The sequence below is a fragment of the Mycobacterium sp. ELW1 genome, from assembly GCF_008329905.1.
Classification (GTDB): domain Bacteria; phylum Actinomycetota; class Actinomycetes; order Mycobacteriales; family Mycobacteriaceae; genus Mycobacterium.
The window spans coordinates 4,124,179-4,148,582 of the sequence record NZ_CP032155.1 but is presented as its reverse complement, the minus strand read 5'-3'; the positions used below and the strand labels follow the sequence as shown (position 1 = coordinate 4,148,582).

The 24,404-nt window shown below is 67.4% G+C and carries 23 protein-coding genes and 1 pseudogene; 20 read left to right on the top strand and 4 right to left on the bottom strand.

The window, feature by feature from the left end:
• Positions 1 to 15 precede the first annotated feature (15 nt).
• Genes gatC through gatB form a run of 4 tightly spaced genes read left to right on the top strand, consistent with a single transcriptional unit; the run spans position 16 to position 4,409 of the window.
• Positions 16 to 315: an Asp-tRNA(Asn)/Glu-tRNA(Gln) amidotransferase subunit GatC gene (gene gatC, locus D3H54_RS19680; protein ID WP_149380479.1), complete on the top strand. Its 300-nt coding sequence runs from the start codon at positions 16 to 18 to the stop codon at positions 313 to 315.
• Positions 312 to 1,796 carry an Asp-tRNA(Asn)/Glu-tRNA(Gln) amidotransferase subunit GatA gene (gene gatA / locus D3H54_RS19675; protein ID WP_149380478.1) on the top strand — a complete coding sequence of 495 codons (1,485 nt, stop codon included), beginning with the start codon at positions 312 to 314 and terminating at the stop codon, positions 1,794 to 1,796. The genes gatC and gatA overlap by 4 nt, the downstream gene beginning before the upstream one ends.
• An 18-nt stretch (positions 1,797 to 1,814) precedes the next feature.
• Positions 1,815 to 2,846 (top strand): ATP-dependent 6-phosphofructokinase, encoded by a 1,032-nt coding sequence (locus D3H54_RS19670; protein ID WP_036339260.1) that lies wholly within the window; start codon positions 1,815 to 1,817, stop codon positions 2,844 to 2,846.
• A gap of 48 nt (positions 2,847 to 2,894) precedes the next feature.
• The gene (gene gatB / locus D3H54_RS19665; RefSeq protein ID WP_149380477.1) at positions 2,895 to 4,409 is read left to right on the top strand and encodes an Asp-tRNA(Asn)/Glu-tRNA(Gln) amidotransferase subunit GatB; all 1,515 of its coding nucleotides are present in this window, start codon (positions 2,895 to 2,897) and stop codon (positions 4,407 to 4,409) included.
• 35 nt (positions 4,410 to 4,444) lie between these two features.
• On the opposite strand, the gene D3H54_RS19660 is transcribed toward gatB, so the two are convergent.
• Positions 4,445 to 5,014: an HAD family hydrolase gene (locus D3H54_RS19660; RefSeq protein ID WP_286199303.1), complete on the bottom strand. Its 570-nt coding sequence runs from the start codon at positions 5,012 to 5,014 to the stop codon at positions 4,445 to 4,447.
• Between the two features lie 221 nt (positions 5,015 to 5,235).
• On the opposite strand from D3H54_RS19660, the gene D3H54_RS19655 reads away from it, so the two are divergent.
• Positions 5,236 to 5,886, top strand: a complete 651-nt coding sequence (locus tag D3H54_RS19655) for a response regulator (protein WP_149380475.1) — start codon at positions 5,236 to 5,238, stop codon at positions 5,884 to 5,886.
• Positions 5,883 to 7,091, top strand: coding sequence for a GAF domain-containing sensor histidine kinase (locus D3H54_RS19650; RefSeq protein WP_149380474.1), 1,209 nt, complete (start codon positions 5,883 to 5,885; stop codon positions 7,089 to 7,091). Before D3H54_RS19655 ends, D3H54_RS19650 begins: the two co-directional genes overlap by 4 nt.
• A 2-nt stretch (positions 7,092 to 7,093) precedes the next feature.
• On the opposite strand, the gene D3H54_RS19645 is transcribed toward D3H54_RS19650, so the two are convergent.
• Entirely contained in the window at positions 7,094 to 8,152 is a 1,059-nt protein-coding gene (locus tag D3H54_RS19645) for an AraC family transcriptional regulator (protein WP_149380473.1), read from the bottom strand.
• A 201-nt stretch (positions 8,153 to 8,353) separates the two neighbouring features.
• On the opposite strand from D3H54_RS19645, the gene D3H54_RS19640 reads away from it, so the two are divergent.
• From D3H54_RS19640 to D3H54_RS19595, 10 genes are all read left to right on the top strand, one after another.
• Positions 8,354 to 8,887, top strand: coding sequence for a helical membrane plugin domain-containing protein (locus D3H54_RS19640; protein ID WP_149380472.1), 534 nt, complete (start codon positions 8,354 to 8,356; stop codon positions 8,885 to 8,887).
• Positions 8,888 to 8,971: 84 nt separating this feature from the next.
• Complete coding sequence (locus D3H54_RS19635; protein ID WP_036339240.1) at positions 8,972 to 9,943, top strand: NADH-quinone oxidoreductase subunit B family protein; 972 nt, start codon at positions 8,972 to 8,974, stop codon at positions 9,941 to 9,943.
• A gap of 54 nt (positions 9,944 to 9,997) precedes the next feature.
• A complete protein-coding gene (locus D3H54_RS19630) occupies positions 9,998 to 11,605 on the top strand; it encodes a nickel-dependent hydrogenase large subunit (protein WP_149380471.1) in 1,608 nt (535 codons plus the stop codon).
• 104 nt (positions 11,606 to 11,709) lie between these two features.
• Positions 11,710 to 12,471 carry a hydrogenase maturation protease gene (locus D3H54_RS19625; RefSeq protein WP_149383636.1) on the top strand — a complete coding sequence of 254 codons (762 nt, stop codon included), beginning with the start codon at positions 11,710 to 11,712 and terminating at the stop codon, positions 12,469 to 12,471.
• Between the two features lie 5 nt (positions 12,472 to 12,476).
• The gene (locus tag D3H54_RS19620) at positions 12,477 to 12,722 is read left to right on the top strand and encodes a hypothetical protein (protein WP_149380470.1); all 246 of its coding nucleotides are present in this window, start codon (positions 12,477 to 12,479) and stop codon (positions 12,720 to 12,722) included.
• A 106-nt stretch (positions 12,723 to 12,828) separates the two neighbouring features.
• On the top strand, positions 12,829 to 14,001 hold the full coding sequence (locus D3H54_RS19615) for a tetratricopeptide repeat protein (protein WP_432246603.1): 1,173 nt from the start codon (positions 12,829 to 12,831) through the stop codon (positions 13,999 to 14,001).
• Complete coding sequence (locus D3H54_RS19610) at positions 13,985 to 14,875, top strand: NifU family protein (protein WP_149380469.1); 891 nt, start codon at positions 13,985 to 13,987, stop codon at positions 14,873 to 14,875. The genes D3H54_RS19615 and D3H54_RS19610 overlap by 17 nt, the downstream gene beginning before the upstream one ends.
• Positions 14,872 to 16,050 carry an NHL repeat-containing protein gene (locus D3H54_RS19605; RefSeq protein WP_149380468.1) on the top strand — a complete coding sequence of 393 codons (1,179 nt, stop codon included), beginning with the start codon at positions 14,872 to 14,874 and terminating at the stop codon, positions 16,048 to 16,050. The genes D3H54_RS19610 and D3H54_RS19605 overlap by 4 nt, the downstream gene beginning before the upstream one ends.
• 253 nt (positions 16,051 to 16,303) lie before the next feature.
• Positions 16,304 to 16,882, top strand: coding sequence for a hypothetical protein (locus D3H54_RS19600; RefSeq protein ID WP_286198935.1), 579 nt, complete (start codon positions 16,304 to 16,306; stop codon positions 16,880 to 16,882).
• Positions 16,882 to 18,096, top strand: coding sequence for a cytochrome P450 (locus tag D3H54_RS19595; RefSeq protein ID WP_149383634.1), 1,215 nt, complete (start codon positions 16,882 to 16,884; stop codon positions 18,094 to 18,096). Before D3H54_RS19600 ends, D3H54_RS19595 begins: the two co-directional genes overlap by 1 nt.
• 21 nt (positions 18,097 to 18,117) lie before the next feature.
• Here D3H54_RS19595 and hypB read toward each other — a convergent pair whose 3' ends face one another.
• Together hypB and D3H54_RS19585 are read right to left on the bottom strand one after the other, a co-directional pair.
• A complete protein-coding gene (hypB, locus tag D3H54_RS19590; protein ID WP_149380467.1) occupies positions 18,118 to 18,918 on the bottom strand; it encodes a hydrogenase nickel incorporation protein HypB in 801 nt (266 codons plus the stop codon).
• A gap of 24 nt (positions 18,919 to 18,942) precedes the next feature.
• Positions 18,943 to 19,278, bottom strand: coding sequence for a hydrogenase maturation nickel metallochaperone HypA (locus tag D3H54_RS19585; protein ID WP_149380466.1), 336 nt, complete (start codon positions 19,276 to 19,278; stop codon positions 18,943 to 18,945).
• 258 nt (positions 19,279 to 19,536) lie between these two features.
• On the opposite strand from D3H54_RS19585, the gene hypF reads away from it, so the two are divergent.
• From hypF to hypE, 4 genes and pseudogenes are all read left to right on the top strand, one after another.
• Positions 19,537 to 21,867 carry a carbamoyltransferase HypF gene (gene hypF, locus D3H54_RS19580; RefSeq protein ID WP_149380465.1) on the top strand — a complete coding sequence of 777 codons (2,331 nt, stop codon included), beginning with the start codon at positions 19,537 to 19,539 and terminating at the stop codon, positions 21,865 to 21,867.
• On the top strand, positions 21,840 to 22,115 hold the full coding sequence (locus tag D3H54_RS19575; protein ID WP_149380464.1) for a HypC/HybG/HupF family hydrogenase formation chaperone: 276 nt from the start codon (positions 21,840 to 21,842) through the stop codon (positions 22,113 to 22,115). The genes hypF and D3H54_RS19575 overlap by 28 nt, the downstream gene beginning before the upstream one ends.
• On the top strand, positions 22,112 to 23,215 hold the full coding sequence (gene hypD / locus D3H54_RS19570) for a hydrogenase formation protein HypD (RefSeq protein WP_149380463.1): 1,104 nt from the start codon (positions 22,112 to 22,114) through the stop codon (positions 23,213 to 23,215). The genes D3H54_RS19575 and hypD overlap by 4 nt, the downstream gene beginning before the upstream one ends.
• Positions 23,208 to 24,377: pseudogene (hypE, locus tag D3H54_RS19565) on the top strand (hydrogenase expression/formation protein HypE). Before hypD ends, hypE begins: the two are co-directional and overlap by 8 nt.
• Positions 24,378 to 24,404: the final 27 nt, after the last annotated feature.

Sequence of the window (24,404 nt, the reverse complement as noted above, 5' to 3'; positions counted from 1 at the left end):
CTAGGCTTGACCACCGTGTCCCAGATCTCCCGCGACGATGTCGCCCGGCTCGCCAAGCTGGCCCGGCTGGCCCTGACCGACAACGAACTCGAGAGCTTCGCCGGCCAGCTCGACACCATCCTGGAGCACGTCAGCCAGATTCAGGCCGTCGACACCGCAGACGTGAAGCCGACCGACAACCCCCTGAAAGACGTCAACGTCACCAGGCCCGACGTGGTTCAGTCGTGCCTGACCCAGGAGCAGGCGCTCGCCGAGGCGCCGGCCGCAGCAGAGGGCCGGTTCGCGGTCCCGCAGATTTTGGGGGAGCCCCAGTGAGTGACTTGATCCGGCTCGACGCCGCCACCCTGGGCGAGAAGATCGCGGCCAAGGAGGTCTCCTCGGTCGAGGTGACCCAGGCCTGCCTGGACCAGATCGCCGCCACCGACGAGCGCTACCACGCCTTCTTGCACGTCGCCGCCGACGAGGCACTGGCCAGTGCGGCCCGCGTCGATGCCGCCGTCGCCGCCGGAGAGACACTGCCGTCGCCGCTGGCCGGTGTGCCGCTGGCCCTCAAGGACGTCTTCACCACCGTCGACATGCCGACGACGTGCGGCTCGAAGATCCTCGAAGGCTGGACGTCGCCGTACGACGCCACGGTGACTGCTCGGCTGCGCGCCGCGGGCACCCCGATCCTCGGCAAGACCAACATGGACGAGTTCGCGATGGGCAGCTCCACTGAGAACTCGGCCTACGGCCCGACCCGCAATCCGTGGGACGTCGACCGGACGCCGGGCGGTTCGGGCGGTGGCAGCGCTGCCGCGTTGGCCGCCTTCCAGGCGCCGCTGGCGATCGGCTCCGACACCGGCGGCTCGATCCGCCAGCCGGCGGCGCTGACCGCGACCGTCGGGGTGAAACCCACCTACGGAACCGTGTCGCGCTACGGGCTGGTGGCGTGCGCGTCGTCGCTGGATCAGGGCGGGCCGTGCGCGCGCACCGTGCTCGACACCGCGCTGTTGCATTCGGTGATCGCCGGGCACGACCCGCGCGACTCCACCTCGGTCGAGGCGCAGGTCCCCGACGTGGTGGCGGCCGCGAAGGCCGGCGCCCATGGCGACCTGTCGGGCGTGCGGATCGGTGTGGTCAAGCAGTTGCGCAGCGGTGAGGGTTACCAGCCAGGCGTGCTGGATTCGTTCAACACCGCCGTGCAGCAGCTCGAAGCGCTGGGTGCCGAGGTCAGCGAGGTGGACTGCCCGCACCTGGACTACTCGCTGTCCGCCTATTACCTGATCCTGCCCTCGGAGGTGTCGAGCAACCTGGCCCGCTTCGACGCCATGCGTTACGGGCTGCGGGTCGGCGACGACGGCACTCGCAGCGCCGAGGAGGTGATGGCGCTGACGCGGGCGGCCGGATTCGGCCCAGAAGTCAAGCGCCGCATCATCATTGGCACTTACGCGCTATCGGCGGGTTATTACGACGCCTACTACAACCAGGCCCAGAAGGTTCGCACCCTGATCGCCGGTGACCTCGACGCCGCCTACGAGAAGGTGGACGTGCTGGTGTCCCCGGCCACCCCGACCACCGCATTCCGGCTGGGGGAGAAGGTCGACGATCCACTGGCGATGTACTTGTTCGACCTGTGCACGCTGCCGTTGAACCTGGCCGGGCACTGCGGAATGTCGGTGCCGTCCGGACTGTCGACCGACGACAATCTGCCGGTCGGCCTGCAGATCATGGCGCCCGCGTTGGCCGACGACCGGCTGTACCGCATAGGTGCGGCCTATGAGTCTGCCCGCGGTTCGCTGCCAACAGCGATCTGACGGGGCAGGATAGGTCCCATGCGTATCGGAGTGCTGACCGGTGGGGGTGACTGTCCGGGTCTGAATGCGGTGATCCGGGCCGTGGTGCGGACCTGCGACGCCCGCTACGGGTCTTCGGTGGTCGGGTTCCTGGACGGCTGGCGTGGCCTGCTGGAGGACCGCCGGATCCAACTGCACAACGACGACCGCAACAACCGGTTGCTCGCCAAGGGCGGCACCATGCTGGGTACCGCCCGCACCAACCCCGACAAGCTGCGCGCCGGTCTGGACGACATCAAGCAGACGTTGGAGGACAACGGGATCGACGTGCTGATCCCGATCGGCGGCGAAGGCACGCTGACCGCCGCGCACTGGCTGTCCGAGGAGGGTGTGCCGGTCGTCGGCGTGCCCAAGACCATCGACAACGACATCGACTGCACCGACGTCACATTCGGCCACGACACCGCGCTGCAGATCGCCACCGAGGCGATCGACCGGCTGCACAGCACCGCGGAGTCGCATCAGCGGGTGATGCTGGTCGAGGTGATGGGCCGGCATGCGGGCTGGATCGCGCTGAACGCCGGGCTGTCCTCGGGTGCGCATATGACCCTGATCCCCGAGCAGCCCTTCGATGTCGAAGAGGTGTGCCGGCTGGTCAAGAAGCGCTTCCAGCGCGGCGAGTCCAGCTTCATCATCGTCGTCGCCGAAGGGGCCAAGCCGGCCGAGGGGTCGATGCAACTGCGCCAGGGTGGCACCGACGAATTCGGGCATGAGCGTTTCACCGGGGTGGCCCAGCAGCTGGCCATGGAGGTGGAGAAGCGGATCAAGAAGGAAGTCCGGGTCACCGTGCTCGGTCACGTCCAGCGCGGCGGCACCCCGACGGCGTATGACCGGGTGCTGGCCACCCGGTTCGGCGTCAACGCCGCCGACGCCGCGCACGCCGGTGAGTACGGGATGATGGTGTCGCTGCGCGGGCAGGACATCGGCCGGGTGCCGCTGGCGGATGCGGTGCGCCAGCTCAAGCTGGTGCCGCAGAGCCGCTACGACGACGCCGCCGCCTTCTTCGGCTGAGATCTCACCGGTCCGGATCGGAAAACCGGCCCCACTAGGATTGACGGCATGACTGCTGCTGCGCAGGCTGACCTGCTCGACTACGACGACGTCATCGCGCGCTTCGACCCGGTGCTCGGGCTCGAGGTGCACGTCGAGCTGTCGACCGCCACCAAGATGTTCTGCCCCTGCGCGACGACGTTCGGCGCCGAGCCCAACACCCAGGTCTGCCCGGTCTGCCTGGGCATGCCCGGCGCGTTGCCGGTGCTCAACGAGGCGGCCGTCGAATCGGCCATCCGCATCGGCCTCGCGCTGAACTGCTCGATCGCTCCCTGGTCGCGCTTCGCGCGGAAGAACTACTTCTATCCGGACCAGCCGAAGAACTACCAGATCTCGCAGTATGACGAGCCGATCGCCTTCGACGGTTATCTCGACGTCCCGCTCGACGACGGCAGCACCTTCCGCGTCGCCATCGAGCGTGCGCACATGGAGGAGGACACCGGCAAGCTCACGCATGTCGGCGGCGACACCGGCCGCATCCACGGTGCGACCACCTCGCTGCTGGACGTCAACCGCGCCGGGGTTCCGCTGATCGAGATCGTCACCAAGCCGATCGAGGGCACCGGTGAGCGGGCACCCGAGGTCGCCCGCGCCTATGTCACCGCGTTGCGGGATCTGCTGCGCGGACTGGGCGTCTCCGACGTGCGGATGGATCAGGGCTCGCTGCGCTGCGATGCCAACGTGTCGCTGCGCCCGATCGGCCAGCAGGAGTTCGGCACCCGCACCGAGACCAAGAACGTCAACTCGCTCAAGAGCGTGGAGGTGGCGGTCCGCTACGAAATGCGCCGTCAGGCAGCGATTCTCGTCGAGGGTGGCAAGATCCATCAGGAGACCCGCCACTTCGACGAGGGTGGCTTCACCTCGCCCGGCCGCGACAAGGAGACCGCCGAGGACTATCGGTATTTCCCGGAGCCCGATCTGGAGCCGGTGGCCCCGAGCGAGGAACTGGTGGCCCGGCTGCGCACCACCATCCCGGAGCTTCCGTGGTTGTCGCGCAAGCGAATTCAGGACGAATGGGGCGTCTCCGACGAGGTGATGCGCGACCTCGTGAACGCGGGTGCCATCGAGCTGGTCGCCGCGACGGTCGAGGCCGGCGCCAGCAGTGAGCAGGCCCGGGCGTGGTGGGGAAACTTCTTGGTGCAGAAGGCCAATGAGGCTGGCATCGAGCTCGCCGCACTGCCGGTCACGCCCGCTCAGGTGGCGAAGGTGGTCGCGCTGGTCGACGAGGGCAAGCTGTCGAACAAGCTGGCGCGCCAGGTCATCGAGGGTGTGCTCGCCGGCGAGGGTGAGCCCGAGCAGGTGATGGCCGACCGTGGCCTGGCGCTGGTCCGCGACGACTCGCTGATTCAGACTGCTGTCGATGAAGCGCTGGCCGCCAACCCCGATATCGCCGAGAAGATCCGCGGCGGCAAGGTGCAGGCGGCGGGTGCGATCGTCGGCGCGGTGATGAAGGCGACCAAGGGGCAGGCCGACGCGGCGCGCGTGCGGGAGCTCGTCATGGCCGCTTGCGGCCAGGCGGATTAGACCCAGTATGGCCGCGTGCGGCCAGAGCTAGCTAGTTAGGCGGTCAGCCGGCTGCGGTTGATCCACCACTGCTCGTGCAGTCGTCGACATCGGCCGGCTGACAGCGGTTCGTCGCCGTCGTAGCGATCCAGGACCGCGGCCGCCCCGGCGAAGTCCCGGTTCCGGATGCCCAGGGTGGTGACGACGATGGTCGCCAGTCCCGCCGAACGCGCGGTGTGGAACCCGGCCGGGGAATGCTCGACGGCCATCGCGGACTCGGGGCCGACCCCGAGTTCGCACAGCGCCCGGTGATACACCTCCGGGTCGGGCTTGGGCCGGATGACGTCGTCGCCGGTGATCAGCACCTCGACCACGCCGTCGCCGATGAGCTCGCGGACCAGCGGTTCGACCCGGTCACGGGGAGCCGCCGTGGTGACGCCGACCCGGATGTCGCCGCAGTGCAGGCTCCAGATCAGCTCGCGGAACATGTGCGCATCGCGCTCGGTGGCCGCCAGCGGCGCGTCGAAGTCGAAAATGACCGCGTCGAGTTCCGGCGCGTCGTCATGCGCGCACCGCGCCCGATCCCACCAGAAGGATCGATTCCGGCTGATCGTGTCCAAGAGCATCGTGGCCACGGGGGAAGTATCGCGCGCAGTGTGGGGCACAGCATCCCCCGTTCAGGGGAGAGGCGGGTGAGCCCCTCACCCGCTTGGCCGTGGTGACACCGCCGACCACTCCGGCGAATTTCCCGCGAAATCACCTGCGGCAGCGGTCTTTCTGTGTAATTGACGGGTGTCGAGTGGCATTGCGGTCCGGCGGGCGTGGTTGCGGCACTACGGTGTTGTCCATGGCGGTGCGGGTGGTGCTGGTCGACGACCACGAAATGGTCATCGAGGGTCTCAAGGCGATGCTCGCGCCGTTCGGTGACCGCGTCGAGGTGGTGGGCGAGGCGGTCGGGGCCGAGAAGGCCATGGCCGTGATCTTCGACCTCCAACCCGACATCGTGTTGTGCGACGTGCGGATGCAGGGTGCCAGCGGTCTGGACTTGTGCCGGGAGATCCGCAAGCGCGATCCCCAGCGCAAAGTCATCCTGCTCTCGGTCTACGACGACGAGCAGTACCTCTTCCAGGCCATGCGCGTCGGCGCGTCGGGCTATCTGCTCAAGGGAATCAGCAGCGACGAGCTGGTGCGGCAGCTGGAAGGTGTGCACGCAGGCTCGACGGCCATCGACGCCGGGCTGGCAGCGCGGGCGGCGGAGACCGCGGCGCGGCTGCAGAGCGACCAGTTCTGGCCCGGCGCCCGGCACGGGCTCACCCAGCGCGAGAGCGAGATCCTGTCGTTGGTGGTGACCGGCCTGTCGAATCGGGGAATCGCCGGCAAGCTGGTGATCGGTGAGGAGACGGTCAAAACCCACCTCAGCTCCATCTATCGCAAACTGGGAGTCAGCGACCGCACCAGCGCCGCGGCAACGGCGTTGCGGGAAGGCATCTTTCGATGAGTAGTCGCTCCGGTGGTGTGAGCCCGCACGCCGTGCACGGTCTGGTGGACGCCGACCGGGAAGTCGCTCTGCTGCTGGACATCATCGCCGCGACGTCGAGCGGTCCCGAGGTGGAGCCGATGGCCGCGGCGGTGGCTCGAATGATCACCGCGACAACGGCATCCGATGTCTGCTTCGTGCACGTCCTGGACGACACCGATCAGTCGCTGACCTTGGCCGGTGCCACCCCGCCGTTCGACGAGCAGGTCGGCCGCATCCGGATGCCGCTGGGCTCGGGAGTCTCGGGGTGGGTCGCCAGTCATCGCGAACCCGTGGTGATCGTCAGCGACAAGGAGGCCGATCCGCGTTACGTCCCGATCGCGGCGTTGCGCGGCAAGGACTTTGCCTCGATGGCGTCGGTGCCGATGGAAACCGAACCCGGCGGTCTGGTGGGGGTGCTCAACGTGCACACCATCGAGCGGCGTGATTTCACCCCGCGCGACATCGAGTTGCTCCTCGTCATCGGGCGGCTGATCGCGGGCGCCCTGCACCAGGCCCGGCTGCACCGGCAGCTGTCGGCACGTGAACGCGCGCACGAGAATTTCGCGGAGCAGGTGATCGCCGCCCAGGAAAGCGAACGCCGCCGGCTGGCCGGTGATATTCACGACGGCATCTCGCAGCGCCTGGTCGGACTGACCTACCGCCTGGATGCGGCGGCCCGCGCCGTCGACGACCTGGATCAACCGGCGGCTGCCGAGCAGCTGGAGAAGGCCAGGGATTTGGTCGATCTCACGTTGGCCGAGGCCCGGTCGGCGATCGGCGGCCTTCGGCCGCCGGTCCTCGACGACCTCGGTCTGTTGGGCGGTCTGGCCAGCCTTGCCACCTCGATCCCCGAGGTCGACCTGGACCTGCACCTGGCCGACGAGCGGCTGCCCGAGCACATCGAGGTTGCGTTGTATCGGATTGCGCAGGAGTGCTTTCAGAACGTCGTCAAGCATTCTCGTGCGTTGGTCGCCACCGTGACGTTCACGGTCCGGGACGGGGTGGCCAGGCTCGAGGTGGTCGACAACGGGGTGGGATTCGAGACGGGGCCGGTCTCGTCGTCGGGTGGGTACGGCATGCTCTCGATGGCTGAACGCGCCGAGCTGGTCGGCGGCACCCTGACCGTCAGGTCGCGCCCCGGTGCGGGGACCACCGTCACGGTGAGCATCCCCGTCGAGGGCTGAACTCAGCGGCGCAGCGTGCCCGAAGGGGCTTCGCCCCAACGCTTTCGGTATTCGACGGCGAAACTGCCGAGATGGTTGAAGCCCCATCGCTCCGCCACCTGCGTCACCGTCACGCCGTCGGCGGGGATGGCGTCGGTCAGTTCCTCGTGCACCCGTTCCAAACGGCGCTCCCGCACGTAGGTCATCGGTGTCATCCCCAGCTCCTCGCGGAACCCCTGCTGAATCGACCGGACGCTCATGTGCACGGCCTTGGCCACCGACTCCATCGTGATCCGCTCGGCAAGGTGGTCCTCGATATAGCTCATGGCGTTCTGCACGACGGCGCGGCGCTGGTCGGGCTGGGCCGGCGCCAGGAACTCCGCGTGGTAGTTCGACGGTTGCAGATGCAACAGGCTGCTGATCACGAAGTCCTCCACCGCGCCGATGCCCTGGCCGCGCTGGATCAGTGAACCCTCGTGGAACACCTCGGTGTGGATCAGCTGCACAGCGGCGTGCCATCGCATGGCGGCTTCGGTGGACATGTCGAACTCCGGGTCGAACACCAGGGGGCGGTCCAGCGCACGACCGAGCAGCCGGGTCAGATGCGCGTCCAGTGCCCGCTCCTCGATCCGGATGATCAACTGTGGTGAGTCGTGGTCGAACGCCATCCGCAGTGACGCACCGGGGCTGCTCACCACAGAGCGGATGGTGTTGGCCTCGAAGGAGTGCGCACGGTGGTCGACCAGCGCGCGGCCGTTCATCGGCATGTGGACCGCGTAGTGCGGTCCGACCATCGGAATCTCGACTGCCGCCGCGACATGCAGGTCGAGATAGAGGAGGCTGACGTTGCGCAGCCGGACGCCGTGCATGGTCGCCGCGAAGCCGGTCGCGTCGCCTGCGACGGTGAGCCGGAGCGGGCCCAGGGTTTTGGCGATCAGCCTCGAGGCGGTTTTGACGTCTTCGGTGTAGAAGATCTCGTTGTCGGCCAGCGCCGGAGGGACGCCGCGGGAGCGCACCTTGCGCCGAACCGGATTGCTGGTGCGCCGCACATCGATGTAGCCGAGTCGGGTGAGCCGGGACATCAGGGGTTACCCGGGTGAACTCGCCGCGGTAGACAGCCCGCCGCTAGTGTCCGTCGCAATCGATCCGCCAGCCTCTCAAACATCGGCCGCGCTTGAGCGCGGGTAACTGTTCGTAATTCTGACAGTCATTGCGCGAAAGCGATAGGCAGCCAAGCTCCGGACGGCTACCTTCGGTTCAAGCCATACTGCCGGGAGGTGCGCATGACAGCTAACGGGCAGACGGTGGTAGTCACCCCAGCGGACACACTCCGTGATCGACTCGACGACCCCGATGTCGCGGCCGCACTCAATACCCTGCTGGACCACGCCGACGTACTGGCCGTCCTGCTCAGCGGTCTCGACAGCTTCCTCAGTCGCGGCGACACCATCACCGACTCGGTGTCGGCTGCGGTCGCCGAGCTTAGGGGCGCCTCGTCGGCGGCGGTCCCCGGTGCCGACGCGTTCAAGGGTGTCGACCTGCAGAGCCTCGCCACCAGTCTGGCCTCGTTGTCCGGCTCCGTCGTCACTGCCGCGCCCGCGCTGAACACCGTGCTGTCCTCGGGCCTCACCAAGCCGGAGACCGCTGCAGTGCTGGCCTCCATCGGCGACGCCCTGGGCGACGGCAAGGCCGGTGCGGCGAATCCGCCCAAAGGCATCTACGGGCTGTGGAAGGCCACCAAAGACCCTGACTTCGCCCGCGGTCTCGGCTTCCTCATCGCCGTCGCCACATCCTTCGGCCGCCGGGTCAACCGGTAGTGCTCGCCCATATGTCGCTCGTGCGGTTGACCTTCGGTCATCACTACCGGCCTGGCCCCGGGTCGCTCTCTGAGAGGAGTTCGAATGGCTTCTGTTCTGTGGTTCCAGGGAGGTGCGTGTAGTGGCAACACCATGTCCTTCCTCAACGCGGAGGAACCCAACGTCGTCGACCTGATCGTCGACTTCGGCCTGGATCTGATCTGGCACCCGTCGCTCGGTCTGGAGTTGGGCAAGAACGCCCAGAAGGTGTTCTGGGACTGCGCCAAAGGCGAACGGCCCCTGGACATCTTCGTCTTCGAGGGCACCGTCATCGAAGCGCCCAACGGCACCGGGCGGATGGACATGTTCGCTGATCGGCCGATGAAGGATTGGGTCACCGACCTGGCCGGCGCCGCCCAGATCGTCGTGGCGATCGGAGACTGCGCCTGCTGGGGCGGCATCCCCGCGATGGAGCCCAACCCCTCGGCCTCGACCGGTCTGCAGTTCCACAAGCGGGACAAGGGCGGGTTCCTCGGGCCCGACTTCCGCTCCAAGATGGGACTTCCGGTCATCAACATTCCGGGCTGCCCCGCACACCCCGACTGGATCACCCAGATCATCGTCGCGCTTGCCACCGGGCGCGCCGGTGACATCGCCCTCGACGAGCTGCACCGGCCCGAGACGTTCTTCAAGACGTTCACCCAAACCGGCTGCACCCGTGTGCAATTCTTCGAATACAAGCAGTCGACGATGTCCTTCGGCGAAGGCACCCGAACGGGCTGCCTGTTCTACGAGTTCGGCTGCCGCGGGCCGATGACGCATTCGCCGTGCAATCGCATCCTGTGGAACCGGCAGTCGTCCAAGACCCGCGCCGGCATGCCGTGCCTCGGCTGCACAGAACCGGAGTTCCCGCATTTCGACCTGGCGCCCGGAACGCTGTTCAAGACCCAGAAGGTCGGCGGTGTGATCCCCAAGGAAGTGCCGGAGGGATCCGATCACCTGACGTACATGGCGCATGCGGCGGCTGCCCGCATCGCCGCGCCGCAGTGGTCCAAAGAGGACATGTTCGTCGTCTAGGCCCAGCGAAACCGCCAGCCCTGGTTCAGCTCTCACCTCTTGGAGGACTATCTCATGACCGCGCTCGACCTTTACGTCAGCCCATTGGGCCGTGTCGAGGGTGACCTCGATGTCCGGGTCACCATTGACGACGGCGTCGTGACGTCGGCATGGACGGAAGCCGCGATGTTCCGCGGCTTCGAGATCATCCTGCGGGGCAAGGACCCGCAGGCCGGTCTCGTCGTGTGCCCCCGCATCTGCGGGATCTGTGGCGGCAGCCATCTCTACAAGTCGGCCTACGCTCTGGACACCGCGTGGCGCACCCACATGCCGGCGAACGCGACACTGATCCGCAACATCGCCCAGGCATGCGAAACGCTGCAGTCGATTCCCCGCTACTTCTACGCGCTGTTCGCCATCGACCTGACCAACAAGAACTACGCCAAGTCCAAGCTCTATGACGAGGCGGTTCGCCGCTTCGCACCCTACGTCGGTACCAGTTACCAACCGGGAGTGGTGCTTTCGAACAAGCCCGTCGAGGTGTACGCGATCTTCGGCGGTCAGTGGCCGCACTCGAGCTTCATGGTGCCCGGCGGCGTCATGTGTGCGCCCACGCTGTCGGACGTGACACGCTCGATCGCGATCCTGGAGCACTGGAAGGACAACTGGCTCGAAGGCCGGTGGCTGGGCTGCAGCATCGACCGGTGGCTGGAGAACAAGACCTGGGACGACGTTCTGGCCTGGGTCGACGAGAACGAATCCCAGTACAACAGCGACTGCGGCTTTTTCATCCGCTACGCCCTCGATATCGGCCTGGACAAATACGGCCAGGGCGTGGGCAACTACATCGCCACCGGCACCTACTTCGACCCGACGCTGTACGAGAATCCCACCATCGAGGGCCGCAACGCGGCACTGATCGGCCGCGGTGGCATCTACGCGCAGGGCCAGTGGCACGAGTTCGACCAGGCCAATGTCCGAGAGGACACCAGCCATTCCTTCTATCAGGGCAGCAAGCCGTTGCACCCGTTCGAGGGCGAGACCATTCCGATCGACCCCGAAGAGGGCCGCAAGCAAGGCAAGTACAGCTGGGCGAAGTCGCCGCGCTACGCCGTCGGCGACCTGGGCACCATCCCGCTGGAAGCCGGACCGCTGGCCCGCCGGATAGCCGCGGGCGGCCCCAACGCCGCACCGCACCAGGACAACGACCCGTTGTTCGTCGACATCATGAACAAGATCGGGCCGAGTGTCCTGACCCGCCAGCTGGCCCGCATGCACGAAGCACCCAAGTACTACAAGTGGGTCAAGGGCTGGCTGGACCAGCTCGACCTCAAGGAGAGCTTCTACACCAAGCCCACCGAATACGCCGAGGGCAAGGGCTTCGGCTCCACCGAGGCTGCCCGCGGCTCGCTGAGCGACTGGATTGTCATCGAGGACAACAAGATCAAGAACTACCAGGTCGTCACCCCGACAGCGTGGAACATCGGGCCACGGGACGGCAACGAGGTTCTGGGTCCCATCGAGAAGGCACTGGTGGGTTCACCGATCGTCGATCCCGACGATCCGGTAGAGCTCGGACATGTGGCACGCAGCTTCGACTCCTGCCTGGTGTGCACCGTGCACGCCTACGACGGCAAGACAGGCAAGGAGCTCTCGAAGTTCGTCATAAACGGAATGGTGTGATCCCGGCGGTCGAGCCTGGGGCACACGACTCCCACAGCAACCCAGGCGGTTCCGATATCAGCAACCCCTCGCTCGATATCGGGCCGCCTGGGTGTGCGGTTCTGGTGGTGGGCTGCGGCAACCTGCTGCGCGGAGACGACGGTGTCGGACCGGTTCTGGTCCGGCACCTCTGGGAGCGTGGTGTGCCCGCCGGCGCTCGTCTGGTCGACGGCGGCACCGCGGGCATGGACGTCGCGTTCCAGATGCGGGGCGCCGAGCGGGTCGTCATCATCGACGCCTCGGCTACCGGCGCGGCCCCGGGGACCATCTACCGCGTCCCCGGCGAGGAGCTGGCCGACCTGCCACCCCTACAGGGTTTGCACACCCACTCGTTCCGGTGGGATCACGCGATCGCGTTCGCTCACTGGGCGCTGGCCGATGACTGCCCCAGCGACATCACGGTGTTCCTGATCGAGGCGGGCGGCGTCGAGCTGGGCGCTGACCTCTCGGACCCGGTGCAGGCCGCGATGGAGCAGGTGATCGACGTTCTCGAGCGGGACTTTCTGGGGCCATTGCGACCCCCGGTCGGCGACGACGTCTCGGTACAGTTCACCGAAGACGGGTATGTGCGCCTCGATGCGGCGTTGGCGGCCAACCGATTTCCCTCGGACGCCGTGGCGGCGATGGTGCGCGACGACGACCTCTGGTTGTTCCCGCTGCGCGGCCCTCGCAGCGGGGGGCTGCTGCTCAAACAGCGCAACCCTGCGGGCGACCGGTCCCTCCTGATCCGTGAAGTGCTGGCGGATCGCCTCGTCACCGGCGCTCATCAGGCATTCTGGGACCATGCCCAACAGGCGTTGCGGATTCCGCTGGAGTCGGCGCGGTGATCGTGATGTGTGACGAGCCCCGGCCGAAGACCACCGTCGGCAAAGACAGCGCCTCCGACGAGGCCGTGGATGTGCAGACCGTCGTCGTCGAGGAACGCGGGCGATGGGCGGTCGACATCGTCGTGGTCTTCGCCGACGGGGTGGTGCGTAAGCGCATCGACACCCACCACACCAAGGCCCGCGCCGAACTGTCGGCCCGGCTGATCAAACGCGCCGCCGAGCGCGATATCCGCGGACCCATCCACGGATGACGGGAGACGAGTCGTGACCGCACTTGCCAACACCGAATCGGTGGACACCGACGTCCTCGCGGAGCGACCGCAGCCGCTGGGCGCCTTCCCACTCCCGCTGGGATACATGCTGATTCCGGCATCTGCCGACACCGAGGACGCCCGCACCGCGCTGCTTGCCGGCAACGTACCGCAGTGGCCGGAGGCGCTGCGAGCACACGAGCTGGCACTGGCCGGTGATCGTGACGGTGCCTTGGAGGCGCTGACCGGTGACGATCCGGTCAGCCGCTACAACCGTTTCGTGATGGACCCCGACGGTGACGATCCCGCGGAATTGCGCTCGCTGTTGGGCGAATTCGGAGTTCTGGTCGATGTCGTGCTGTTCGCGGTCGGCCGCTCGGACGTCGCACCGGAGCTGGGTTCGGCCGGCGCCGAACTCGCGGCGCTGGTGTTGTCGACCCAGGCCAGTAGCGCGTTCAACGACGGCGACGCGGCCCGGGCCACCGCGCTGCTCGACCAGGCGGCCGACGAAGCGGCCGCGGTGTCCACACCGCTGTACGGGGTGCTGCTCGGTGCGGCAGCGTCGATCGCCGCTCACGGCGGCCATCCTGATGCCGTCCGGCGTTTCGAGACGGCGCTCAAGGGTCTCGAGGGTGCCGACGGTCTGCGCGTCGCTCGGGCCGAACTGCATCTGAACCTGGCGGGGCTGCTACACGAACAGGCACCGCAGCGGCCCGAGCTGCTGGCGGCTGTTGTGCCCCATTACCATTCGGCGCTGCAGCTGGTGCTGCGCGAGGAGGCCCCGCTGTTGTGGGCGTCGGCGCACGCCAACCTGGCCACCGCCTACCTCACCATGCCGATGACGGAGGCGTCCGGCCAGCTGCGGTTGGGGATCGCGGCGCAGTCGCTGCGCTCGGCGCTCAAGGTGTACACCCGCGAGGACTATCCCGAACAGTGGGCCAGCGTGCAGCTGAACCTGGCGAATTCGTTGGTGTACACCCCGTCGAAGCACCAGGCCGACAACCTGGTCGAAGCCGTCGAACTGTACGAGGCGGTTCTCGACGCGCGCAGCCGCGACAGCGATCCGCTGGGCCGGGCCCGAGTCCTGGCCAATCAGGGCAACGTGTTGGCGCATCTCGGTTCCTTCGATCAGGCCAAGGCCAAACTGTACGAAGCCCGGTTCCTGTTCGAGGAGCTCGGCGACGGCGACTCGGTACGGGCGGTGCGCGGCGTACTCGACGAGATCGCCCGGCAGGTCACGCTGGGCAGGACGGACGGCACCGGTGTCGACGACCACTGAACGGCCGGTGACGGAGCCGACGTTCGAAGACCTCGCCAAGCGTGTCGATGACGCGGTGGCCGCGCTGGGTGCTCTGGATCCCGCGGCGCGCGAGGTTGCCGAGGAGCTCAAGGCGGCGATCGAGCAGATCCACCGTGCCGGGTTGGTGACGATGGTGCGCCGGATGCGGTCCGACGATCCGGCACGGGACGTGTTGTTCGACTTGGTGGACGATCCGACCGTGCATCTGCTGCTGTCGTTGCATGGGATCGTGCGCCCGGATCCGGTCACCCACGCCAACCAGGTGCTGGCCTCGGTGCGTCCACAACTGAACAGCCACGGCGGAGACGTGACCCTGGTGCGGGTGGACGACGGCACGGCGTACGTCCGCCTGGAAGGAGCGTGCAACGGCTGTTCCATGTCGGCGGTGACGTTGCGCAACCTGGTGGAAGAGGCTCTGGTGCAGGGTGTCCCGGCGATCTCGGCGGTGGAGGTGTTGCCGAACGAGCCGACACCGACCCTGATTCCGATCGAGGCGCTCCGGATCGGGCATGACCCGGCTGGTGAGGGCTGGGTCGACGTGGGCCCGGCCGCTGGTCTGGCCGTCGACGATCTGTCGCCGCTGAGCGTGACGACAGCCGACGGCACGCGCGCCGAGGTGATCGTGGTCAATGCCGGCCGGCGACTGTCGGCCTACCGCAACGAGTGTGCGCACGAAGCACTTCCGTTGGACAACGCGATACTCGACCTGGAGAGCAACACGCTGACCTGTCCGTGGCACGGCTTCTGTTACGACGCGACGTCGGGGGAGTGTCTCAGCGCTCCCGGCGCGCAGCTGGAGCAGCTGCCGTTGCGCGTCGACGACGGTGTCGTCTGGGTTCGCGTCGGCGGATGAGCCGCTACACCGTCCGGCACAACGTGAGCGGATTGGGCACCCGCGTTGATGTGGTACCCGACGTCGACCGCACCGACGGCTGGTCACCCGCGCTGTGGCTGGGCGCACCGGCCCCCGGCGGGCTGGCACTTCCGCCGGCGAAACCGTCCATGTCGTGGATGTATTCACCACGCGGCGTGTTCCTCGGGGACCGGCACCTGGTGGTGGCCGACTCGGGAAATCATCGCGTCCTGATCTGGCATGGAATCCCCGAAGACGATGAGCAGCCTGCCGACGTCGTGCTCGGACAACCAGACGGTGAGTCGGAGGGCCGCGCGGCCGGCGGTCGCGGTCCGGAACGCGGAATGAACCTGCCGACCGGGGTGCTGGTGCATGATGGCCGGCTCGTCGTCGCGGACGCCTGGCATCACCGGATCCTGGTGTGGAACAGCGTGCCGCAGACACCTGACGTGGCGCCCGACCTTGTGCTCGGCCAGCCCGATGCCACCTCGGTGGTGGAGAACCGCGGCGGTGAATGCTCGGCGTCAAGCCTGTACTGGCCATTCGGCATCGGGATGGTCGGCTCGGCGTTCTGGGTTGCCGACACCGGCAATCGCCGGGTTCTCGGGTGGCGCAACGGGATACCCGAACCGGATCAGCCCGCCGATGTCGTGCTGGGTCAGCCCGACGCGGCCACCCGGGAGGAGAACCGGGGCGGTGCCGTCGGGCCGGCCACGTTCCGCTGGCCGCACGACATCACCGGCCACGAGGACCTGCTGTTGGTCGCCGACGCCGGCGATCACCGGCTGCTGGGCTGGTCGCCCCCGCCGGAGGCCGACCGTGGCGCCGATTCCGTGCTCGGCCAGCCGGATTTCACCAGTGCGCTCGAATGGCCCTATGGGCCGCACACCTCGGACCGGTTGCGCTTCCCCTATGCGGCGTGTCTGGACGGCGAGCGCCTCGCCGTGGCCGATACCGCCAACAACCGGATTCTGTTGTGGGACGGCATCCCCGCCGATGGACGCGGAGCCGATCACGTGCTGGCTCAACCGGATTTCGGCTCCAATGGCGAGAATCGGTGGACCTCGGTGCAACGCGACACGCTCTGCTGGCCGTACGGCTTGTCGCTGCACGGGGACATGCTGGCCGTCGCCGACTCCGGCAACAACCGAGTGATGATCTGGCGGCGGCCGTGAGACCGCGAATCATCCAGGGAGACGACCAGATCGGGTTCTACTGGTCGACGCCGACCGGCAGTCCGACGTCGCTGAAGGCCCTCGTCACCGTCGACGACGAACCTGACCGGTTGATGGCCACCCACCTCGAGGCGCTCGACGATGCGCTGATCATCGCGGCGGGCCGCTTCGGTGAGATATTGGGGGCGGGCGGCTACCCGCCGACGCCGACGAACGTGACGGCCTTGTCGAGCTTTATCGAACCCTCGACCGGTTGTGCCTCGATTTCGCGACGGCCCAGGAACTCACCGGATTCGGTGTTGATCTGCGGGCCGGAAAGATCATCGGCACAGCCGCCTTGTTCTCGATCCGGGCACGCCGGCCGCTCGACCTGCTCGGGCCCGCGCCTTTCGATGGCGAACTCGACGATCCGTCCATCGGAGTCATCGGTGGCTTCGGCGAATTCCACCAGGTCGATCCGGACACACCGTGGAAGGGCGGCCGCTGGGTGGTCCGTACCGAAGCGGGCCAACGGTTTCCGCTCACGCTGGCGATGCTGTTCTTCGACAGCTCCGGGGTCAACAAGGATGCCGCGCGCAAGGAGCATCGCGACGCATTACAGGCGGTGGTCACGGCGGCGCGTTCCCCGGATGCCGATCCGTTGACGGTGAGCTGTGCGGTGGACTGGCTGCTTTACGATTGGCTGATGGCGCACCGCGAAAGCCCGGACAGCGCGGAGATCGTCTTCCCCAAGGGATACGAGGACGATGCCGCTCTGGTGGTTTCGGCTGCAGCGGTGTCGGTTTCCGCGCGGACAACGTTCGATCCCGGTCTGCTCGGGTTGATCGCGTGATCGCGTGTCCGGTGGACCCGGCGGAGTTCTTCGGCGCGGAGGCCATCCAGGATCCCTATCCGCTGTACGAGCAGTTGCGCGCGGCGGGACCGGTCCATCAGGTCGGCGACTCCGGCTTTTATCTGGCCTGCTCGTGGCCCGCGATCACCGATGTCGTGGCGCGTCCGCAGGATTTCTCATCGAACCTCACCGCGACGATGACCTATTCCACCAGCGGTCGGGTGGTGCCGTTTCCGATGGACGGCGTCGGGGGAGCCACCCACATCCTGGTCACCGCTGACGATCCGGTGCATGCTGCTCACCGCAAGCTCGTGATCTCGCAGTTCTCCGCCAAACACGTTGCCGCTCTGGGGCCATTGATCGCAAGCGTCTTCGAACAACAGTGGTCCGCAGGCCTAGCCGACGGCCGCATCGAGTGGATGGACGCGGTAGCCAACCGATTGCCCATGATGATCGTGACCCGCCTCATCGGAGTGCCCGATGTCGACACCGATCGCCTGGCGCACTGGGGATGCGCGACGACTCAGCTGCTCGACGGGCTGATGTCGGCGGAGGAGCTCGCCGCGTCGATGACCGCGATCACCGAACTGTCCGGCTATATCGTCAAGCACCTCGCGCAGGCCATCGCGGACCCGCACGACGACCTGATCGGTGAGTTGGCCAGAGCCTGTCGTGACGGCCAGCTCAGTGAGTTCACCGCCCAGCTCATCCTGGTGTCATTGTTCAGTGCCGGTGGCGAATCCACCGCGTCGTTACTCGGAACAGCGGTGTCGACGTTGGCCGGCAGTCCGCAGCTCCAAGCTCAGCTCCGCGACAGCCCCGAATTGCTGGGTGGCTTCATCGAAGAGACGTTGCGGCTGGAGCCGCCGTTTCGCGCCCACTACCGCCACGTGTTGCGGGACACCGAGCTCTGCGGCGTCCGACTGCCCGCCGACTCCAGGGTCTTGTTGCTGTGGGGTGCGGCCAACCGCGATCCGGAGCACTTCGAGGCACCCAACGAATTCCGGCTCGACCGACCGAACAGCAAGGGGCATCTGTCGTTTGGCCGAGGCGCCCACTTCTGTCTCGGTGCGCCGTTGGCCCGGCTGGAGGCCACCACCGTCCTGCGCCTGATGCTCGAACGCACAACGTGGATCGAGACCGTCGACGTCGGACCGTGGTTACCCAGTGTGCTGGCACGGCGGCACTCGTCCCTGGAACTCGCGGTGCGCTGAGCGCGCGAACCGGGTGCCGGCTCAGAGCGCGGTGGCCGCCGCGGACGCGAAGCGGCGCACCCAATCGAACCAGGCCGCCATGCCTTCCCCGGTGCGTGCACTCACCGGCAGGATCGTCGCCGTCGGGTTGACCTCACGGACCCGCGAGATGTAAGTGTCGACGTCGGCATCGAGATGGGGCACCAGGTCGATCTTGTTCAGCAGCACGATGTCGACGGAGCGGAACATCACCGGGTACTTCAGCGGTTTGTCCTCGCCCTCGGTCACCGAGTACACCATCGCCTTGGCGTGCTCGCCGACGTCGAACTCCGCGGGGCACACCAGATTGCCGACGTTCTCGATGATGACCAAATCCAGCAGCGGCAGCTCCAGGCCCTGTAGCGCGCGGTTGACCATCGGGGCATCCAGGTGGCACTCGCCGCCGAAGCCGTTGTTGGTGTTGAGCAGGGAGATCTGCGCGCCGCGGCCGCCGAGCTTGGCGGCGTCGAGGTCGGTCGCGATATCGCCCTCGATCACGCCGACGGCGAGATCATCCGCAAGCTCGTCGAGAGTGGCCGCCAGCACCGTCGTCTTCCCCGAACCCGGCGAGCTCATCAAGTTGAGCGCCCGGATTCCGTTGCTCTCGAAGGCCGCCCGGTTGATGTCGGCCCGGGTGTCGTTCTCGGCGAAGATGTGTTCGAGCACCTCGATCCGTTGCGAGCCGGTGACATAGCCGCTGTGGTCGCCGTGGTCGTGGGAAAGGTGCTCGTGGTCGCCGTCGTCATGGGAATGATGCTCGTGGCTGTGCACGGTGCCGTCGTCGTGACGATGAAACCTACCCATGCTGACTGCCTTTCGCTCCGCAGGTCACGTCACGTCCAGTGAGGTGACCAGGAACTCGTTGCCCCGAACGATTTCGGTGTCGGTGCTCTCACATTGCGGGCAGGACACCGTCCAGCGGGAGGCGATCTCCGAATGCTGTCCACAGCTGTGGCAGGCCACCTCCGCGGCGACGAACTCGAGCTCCAACTCAGCCTCGGGCATGCTCTCGTGATCGCGGACCAGCGTCCAGCAGAACGACAATGAGTCGGGCACCACCTGCCGTAGCGCGCCGATCTGCACCCGCACCACATCGACACGGCGGCCGGCCGCGTATGGCCGCACCACCCCGGCAATCGCATGGCACAGCGACAATTCGTGCACTGTCGATCTTTCCGTTTTCCGAGTCGGGCAGGCCTGCACCCTACAGCGCTCCGCTGCCGCAGCCGAGGGCCTTTTGGACGGAAAAACGCAGACTTTCGCTGCGAGATTGTGATTGTGGACCTCGCAGCTCGGGATTAGCGTGGTGGTGATCTACCCGCGCGCACAGCCCATCGACGCGAGTGGCCTTCATCTGCTCAGGAGGTTCATGAGCATCGACTTCCGCCGGCGTTGTCCGGGGCCCGGGATGACGGCGATCCGATGAACGTGCGGGTGCGTCTGGACATCGCCGGGGTGGTGCAGGGCGTCGGTTTCCGCCCGGCGGTGGCACGGATCGCAGCCGAACTGCGGCTCGGCGGTTTCGTGTACAACGACGCGGGGTCGGTGCACTGCGAGCTGGAAGGCCCGGCAGCCGACGTCGAGGCGGCCATCGAGGCGATCCGGCACCGAACCCCGCCGATGGCGCGCATCGATGAACTGTTCAGCCGGCACCTGGAACCGCACGGCGACAACGGGTTTGAGATCATCGGCAGCCAGAGTGGCGACGAGTCCCGCACCCTCGTTCCGCCCGACATCGCGGTGTGCGAGGACTGTCTGCGCGAGATGCGCGACAACGCCGACCGCCGCTACGGGCATCCCTTCATCACCTGCACCAACTGCGGGCCGCGCTACACCGTGATCACCGATCTGCCGTACGACCGGCCCGCGACCACGATGGCCGGTTTCCCGATGTGCCCGGCGTGCGAGGCCGAGTACCACGATCCGCTGGATCGCCGCTATCACGCCCAGACCATCGCCTGCCCGGAGTGCGGACCTCGGCTGACGTGGCAGCCCGCCGGCGGCTCGTCGACATTCGAAGACCCGATCGGCGCGGCGGTGGCCGCGCTGCGGGCCGGGCTGATCGTCGCGGTCAAGGGGATCGGCGGATTCCATCTCGCCTGCCGTGCCGACGATGCCGCCGCCGTCGCCGAACTGCGCCGCCGCAAGAACCGGCCGGCCAAGCCGTTCGCGGTGATGGTCGCCGACCTGGCCGGTGCCGGCGAGATCGCAGTGCTCGACGACGCGGCGAGCATCGCCCTGACCGCGCCGTCGGCACCCATCGTGCTGATCGCCCGCCGGCCGGGAACGGTGGCCGACGATGTCGCGCCGGCCTTGACCGACGTCGGCGTGATGCTCGCCTACTCTCCGGTGCACCACCAGCTGTTCGATCGGCTCGGCCGCGTCCCGCTGGTGATGACGTCGGCGAACCGGGGCGGGTCACCGATCGTGTTCCGCGATGATGACCTCGGCTGGATCGACGGGCTGGCCGACGCCGTACTCACCCATGACCGTCCCATCCACGTGCCGTGCGAGGACTCGGTGGTGATGATCGACGACCGCGGCGCGCACCTGCCGTTGCGTCGCTCGCGCGGATACGCCCCGCTGCCGGTGTCGGTGCCCGGCCCGCTACCGGAGCGGGTCATTCTCGCCACCGGCGGCGACCTGAAAACCACCTTCTGTCTGGTTGGCGCGGACGGCCATGCCCACATGTCCTCCCATCTGGGCGATATGGCCGACCTGCGGACCCAGGGCTGCTTCGAAGCGGCGCTGGAGCATCTGGCGTTCATGACCGATCGCACCCCGGACGTGATCGCCTGTGACCTGCACCCCGGGTACGCCACCACCGCGTGGGCGCGGCGCTACGCCGAGGGCCGGCCCGTCATCGCCGTCCAGCACCATCACGCCCACGCCGTATCGCTGCTCGCCGAACACCGACGGCTGGGTACGCCGGTCATCGCGGTCGCCTACGACGGCACCGGCTACGGCACCGACGGCACCATCTGGGGCGGCGAGCTGCTGGCGATCACCGACGCCGCCCGCTTCACGCGGGTGGGCCACGTGCGGCATTTCGCGTTGCCCGGCGGTGACGGCGCGGTGCGCAATCCCGCTCGGATCGCCCTGGACCTGCTGCACCGTGCCGGCATCGAGTGGGCCGGCGACCTGCCGCCGGTGGCGGCGCTCGACGAGAACTCGCTGCACATCCTGCGCCAGCAGATCCCGCGCGGCCTCGGCTGTGTCCCCACGACCAGCATGGGGCGGCTCTTCGACGCGGTGTCCAGCCTGCTCGGCGTCTGCCAGGAGGTCAGCTACGAAGGCCAGGCCGCGGTGGAGCTCGAGCACCTGGCTCGACGGGGCGACCCGAGTCCGTTGGACTTCCGTGTCGCCGACGGTGTGCTGGACCCCGCGCCGGTGATCGCTGCGATCGTCGAGGGGCTGCGGCGCGGCACACCGGCTGCTGACCTGGCCGCCGGCTTCCATGACGCGGTGATCCGCGCGACCGCGACGGCAACCACCGAATGCGCTCGCGCGGCGGGGATTTCGGTCATCGGACTGACTGGCGGCGTGTTCGCCAATCGCCTTGTGCTGCAGGGCCTGCGGCAGGTGCTCACCGCGGGCGGCTTCGAGGTGCTCAGTCACCGGCTCGTGCCCTGCAATGACGGTGGGCTGGCGCTGGGCCAGGCGACCATCGCCGCCGCGACGCTCGCCGACGGGCCCGCCTCGGCTGTATCGGAAAGGAACGGCGTATGTGCCTCGGAATCCCCGGCAAGGTGATCGAAATCTGGGAGGAGGCCGGCACCCGGATGTCGACCGTCGACTTCGGCGGCACCACCAAAACCGTGTGCCTGGCATATCTGCCCGACATGGAGATCGGCGAATACACAATCGTCCATGCGGGTTTCGCGATCACCCGACTCGACGAGGCCTCGGCCAACGAAACGTTGCGGATGTTCCGAGAACTCGGCGTGCTCGACGAAGAACTCGGTGGCGCCGAGGGGCAGGGCAGGAGGGAGCCGGCATGAAGTATCTCGACGAGTTCCGCGATCCGGCCGCCGCCAGGACCCTCGTCGACGCGATCCGGCGCCAGGCCAGCCGCCCCTGGACGATCATGGAAGTGTGTGGCGGGCAGACGCATTCGATCATCCGGAACGGCATCGACCAGTTGCTCGACGGTGCGGTCGAGTTCATTCACGGTCCGGGGTGCCCGGTGTGCGTCACCCCGCTGGAGATGATCGATCGGGCATTGGAGGTTGCCGCCCGCGATGACGTCATCTTCTGTTCGTTCGGCGACATGCTCAGGGTGCCCGGTAGCCGCCACGACCTGTTCAGCGTGCGCGCCCGTGGTGGTGATGTCCGGATCGTCTACTCGCCCTTGGACGCCACCCGGATCGCCGCCGACAACCCCGACAAGCAGGTGGTGTTTTTCGGCGTCGGGTTCGAGACCACCGCCCCCGCCAATGCCATGGCGGTGCTGCACGCCCAACGTCTTGGCCTGACCAACTTTTCGGTGCTCATCTCGCACGTTCTGGTACCTCCCGCGATGACGGCCATTCTCAGCTCACCCACCAACCGAGTCCAGGGCTTCCTGGCCGCCGGCCACGTCTGCACCGTGATGGGCACCGCGGAATACGGGCCGCTCGTCGAGAAGTTTGGAGTGCCCATCGTGGTAACCGGATTCGAGCCGCTGGACCTGCTCGAAGGCGTGCGGCAGGTGGTCGATCAGCTCGAATCGGGTACCGCCGAACTGCGCAACGCCTATCCGCGGGCAGTCAGCGACGCCGGCAACACCGTGGCGCAGCAGACGCTCGCCGACGTGTTCACGGTGGTCGATCGGCAGTGGCGTGGCATCGGGATGATCCCGAGGTCGGGGTGGGCGCTCTCGCCGCGCTACGCCGAGTTCGACGCCGAACTCAAGTTCGGTGTCGGTCACCTGCACGTGCAGGAGTCGGCCGAATGCCACAGCGGCGAGGTGTTGCAGGGTCTGCTCAAGCCCAATCAATGCCCGGCATTCGGCACGACGTGCACGCCCCGTACCCCGCTGGGCGCCACCATGGTGTCCAGTGAGGGCGCGTGCGCGGCCTACTACCAGTTTCGGCGGTTGGGAACGTCGGCGCATGTCTGATTCGGCGGGCAGGAGCGAAGCGACCCGGGGCGTGGTTTCGGCCGCCGTCGATCCGTCGGATTGGGTGTGTCCGTTGCCATTACGGGAGACCAAGCGGATAGTGCTCGGGCACGGCGGTGGCGGGATCCTGTCCGAGGAGCTGATCGAGAACCTGTTCCTGCCGGCCTTCGGTTCGGATGGTGGGCCGGCTCGTGACTCCGCGGTGCTGGCCGTTGCCGGTGGGCGTATTGCACTGACCACAGATTCCTATGTCGTCAACCCGCTGTTCTTTCCGGGCGGCAATATCGGGGACCTGGCGGTCAATGGAACGATCAACGACCTCGCGATGAGCGGTGCTCAGCCGCTGGGGTTGACCGCCGGCTTCATCCTCGAGGAGGGTTTGGAGCTCGAGGTGCTCGGGTCCGTCGCCCAGACGATGGGCAAGGCGGCCGCCGACGCGGGGGGCGCTGCGTGACGCGCGCTGTGGCCACGTCGCGCCAGACGATGGCAGGCGGCCGCCGCGGGGGTGAGCATCGTCACCGGCGATACCAAGGTCGTCGGAAGAGGCAGTGCGGATGGCCTTTTCATCAATACCGCCGGTGTCGGCGTGATACCCGACGGCGTCCGCATCGGGCCTGAGCAAGCGCGTCCGGGTGACCACGTGATCGTGTCCGGCAATCTCGGCGAGCATGGCGTGGCGATCATGAGTGTGCGCGAAGGAATCGACTTCGGGACGACGGTGGTCACCGACAGCGCGCCGCTACACCGATTGGTGGCGGCGATGCTGGCGGCGGTGCCCGACCCGAACGTCGTACACACCCTGCGTGATCCGACTCGCGGGGGGCTGGTCGCCTCGACCGTCGAGATCGCCCGCGCCGCCGGCGTCGGTATCGAACTCGACGAGCACCGGATTCCGATTCCTGATGCGGTGTCGTCGGCCTGCAGCTTCCTCGGGCTCGATCCGCTGCAGGTTGCCAACGAGGGCAAGTTGGTGGCTTTCGTCGACCCGGCGCACAGCGATGCCGTGTTGGCGGCAATACGATCCCGGCCCGACGGTGCGGGGGCGGTTGTCATCGGCCGGGTGGTGACGGACCATCCGGGCATGGTGGTCGGGCGCACCGCGTTCGGTACCACCCGGGTGATCGAACGTGAACTGGGCGAACAACTTCCGAGGATCTGCTGAGCCGGCTCCTCGACGGGGCGCGAGTTT

What these genes read in the sequence shown, in the direction of transcription:
- D3H54_RS19660 (WP_286199303.1), bottom strand. Translation starts at nt 5,014, where the DNA reads ATGCTCTTGGACACGATCAGCCGGAATCGATCCTTCTGGTGGGATCGG.
- D3H54_RS19640 (WP_149380472.1), top strand. Translation starts at nt 8,354, where the DNA reads ATGACAGCTAACGGGCAGACGGTGGTAGTCACCCCAGCGGACACACTC.
- D3H54_RS19605 (WP_149380468.1), top strand. Translation starts at nt 14,872, where the DNA reads ATGAGCCGCTACACCGTCCGGCACAACGTGAGCGGATTGGGCACCCGC.
- D3H54_RS19615 (WP_432246603.1), top strand. Translation starts at nt 12,829, where the DNA reads ATGCTGATTCCGGCATCTGCCGACACCGAGGACGCCCGCACCGCGCTG.
- D3H54_RS19635 (WP_036339240.1), top strand. Translation starts at nt 8,972, where the DNA reads ATGGCTTCTGTTCTGTGGTTCCAGGGAGGTGCGTGTAGTGGCAACACC.
- hypD (WP_149380463.1), top strand. Translation starts at nt 22,112, where the DNA reads ATGAAGTATCTCGACGAGTTCCGCGATCCGGCCGCCGCCAGGACCCTC.
- D3H54_RS19670 (WP_036339260.1), top strand. Translation starts at nt 1,815, where the DNA reads ATGCGTATCGGAGTGCTGACCGGTGGGGGTGACTGTCCGGGTCTGAAT.
- D3H54_RS19655 (WP_149380475.1), top strand. Translation starts at nt 5,236, where the DNA reads ATGGCGGTGCGGGTGGTGCTGGTCGACGACCACGAAATGGTCATCGAG.
- D3H54_RS19650 (WP_149380474.1), top strand. Translation starts at nt 5,883, where the DNA reads ATGAGTAGTCGCTCCGGTGGTGTGAGCCCGCACGCCGTGCACGGTCTG.
- gatB (WP_149380477.1), top strand. Translation starts at nt 2,895, where the DNA reads ATGACTGCTGCTGCGCAGGCTGACCTGCTCGACTACGACGACGTCATC.
- D3H54_RS19645 (WP_149380473.1), bottom strand. Translation starts at nt 8,152, where the DNA reads ATGTCCCGGCTCACCCGACTCGGCTACATCGATGTGCGGCGCACCAGC.
- D3H54_RS19620 (WP_149380470.1), top strand. Translation starts at nt 12,477, where the DNA reads ATGTGTGACGAGCCCCGGCCGAAGACCACCGTCGGCAAAGACAGCGCC.
- D3H54_RS19575 (WP_149380464.1), top strand. Translation starts at nt 21,840, where the DNA reads ATGTGCCTCGGAATCCCCGGCAAGGTGATCGAAATCTGGGAGGAGGCC.
- hypF (WP_149380465.1), top strand. Translation starts at nt 19,537, where the DNA reads ATGAACGTGCGGGTGCGTCTGGACATCGCCGGGGTGGTGCAGGGCGTC.
- hypB (WP_149380467.1), bottom strand. Translation starts at nt 18,918, where the DNA reads ATGGGTAGGTTTCATCGTCACGACGACGGCACCGTGCACAGCCACGAG.
- D3H54_RS19630 (WP_149380471.1), top strand. Translation starts at nt 9,998, where the DNA reads ATGACCGCGCTCGACCTTTACGTCAGCCCATTGGGCCGTGTCGAGGGT.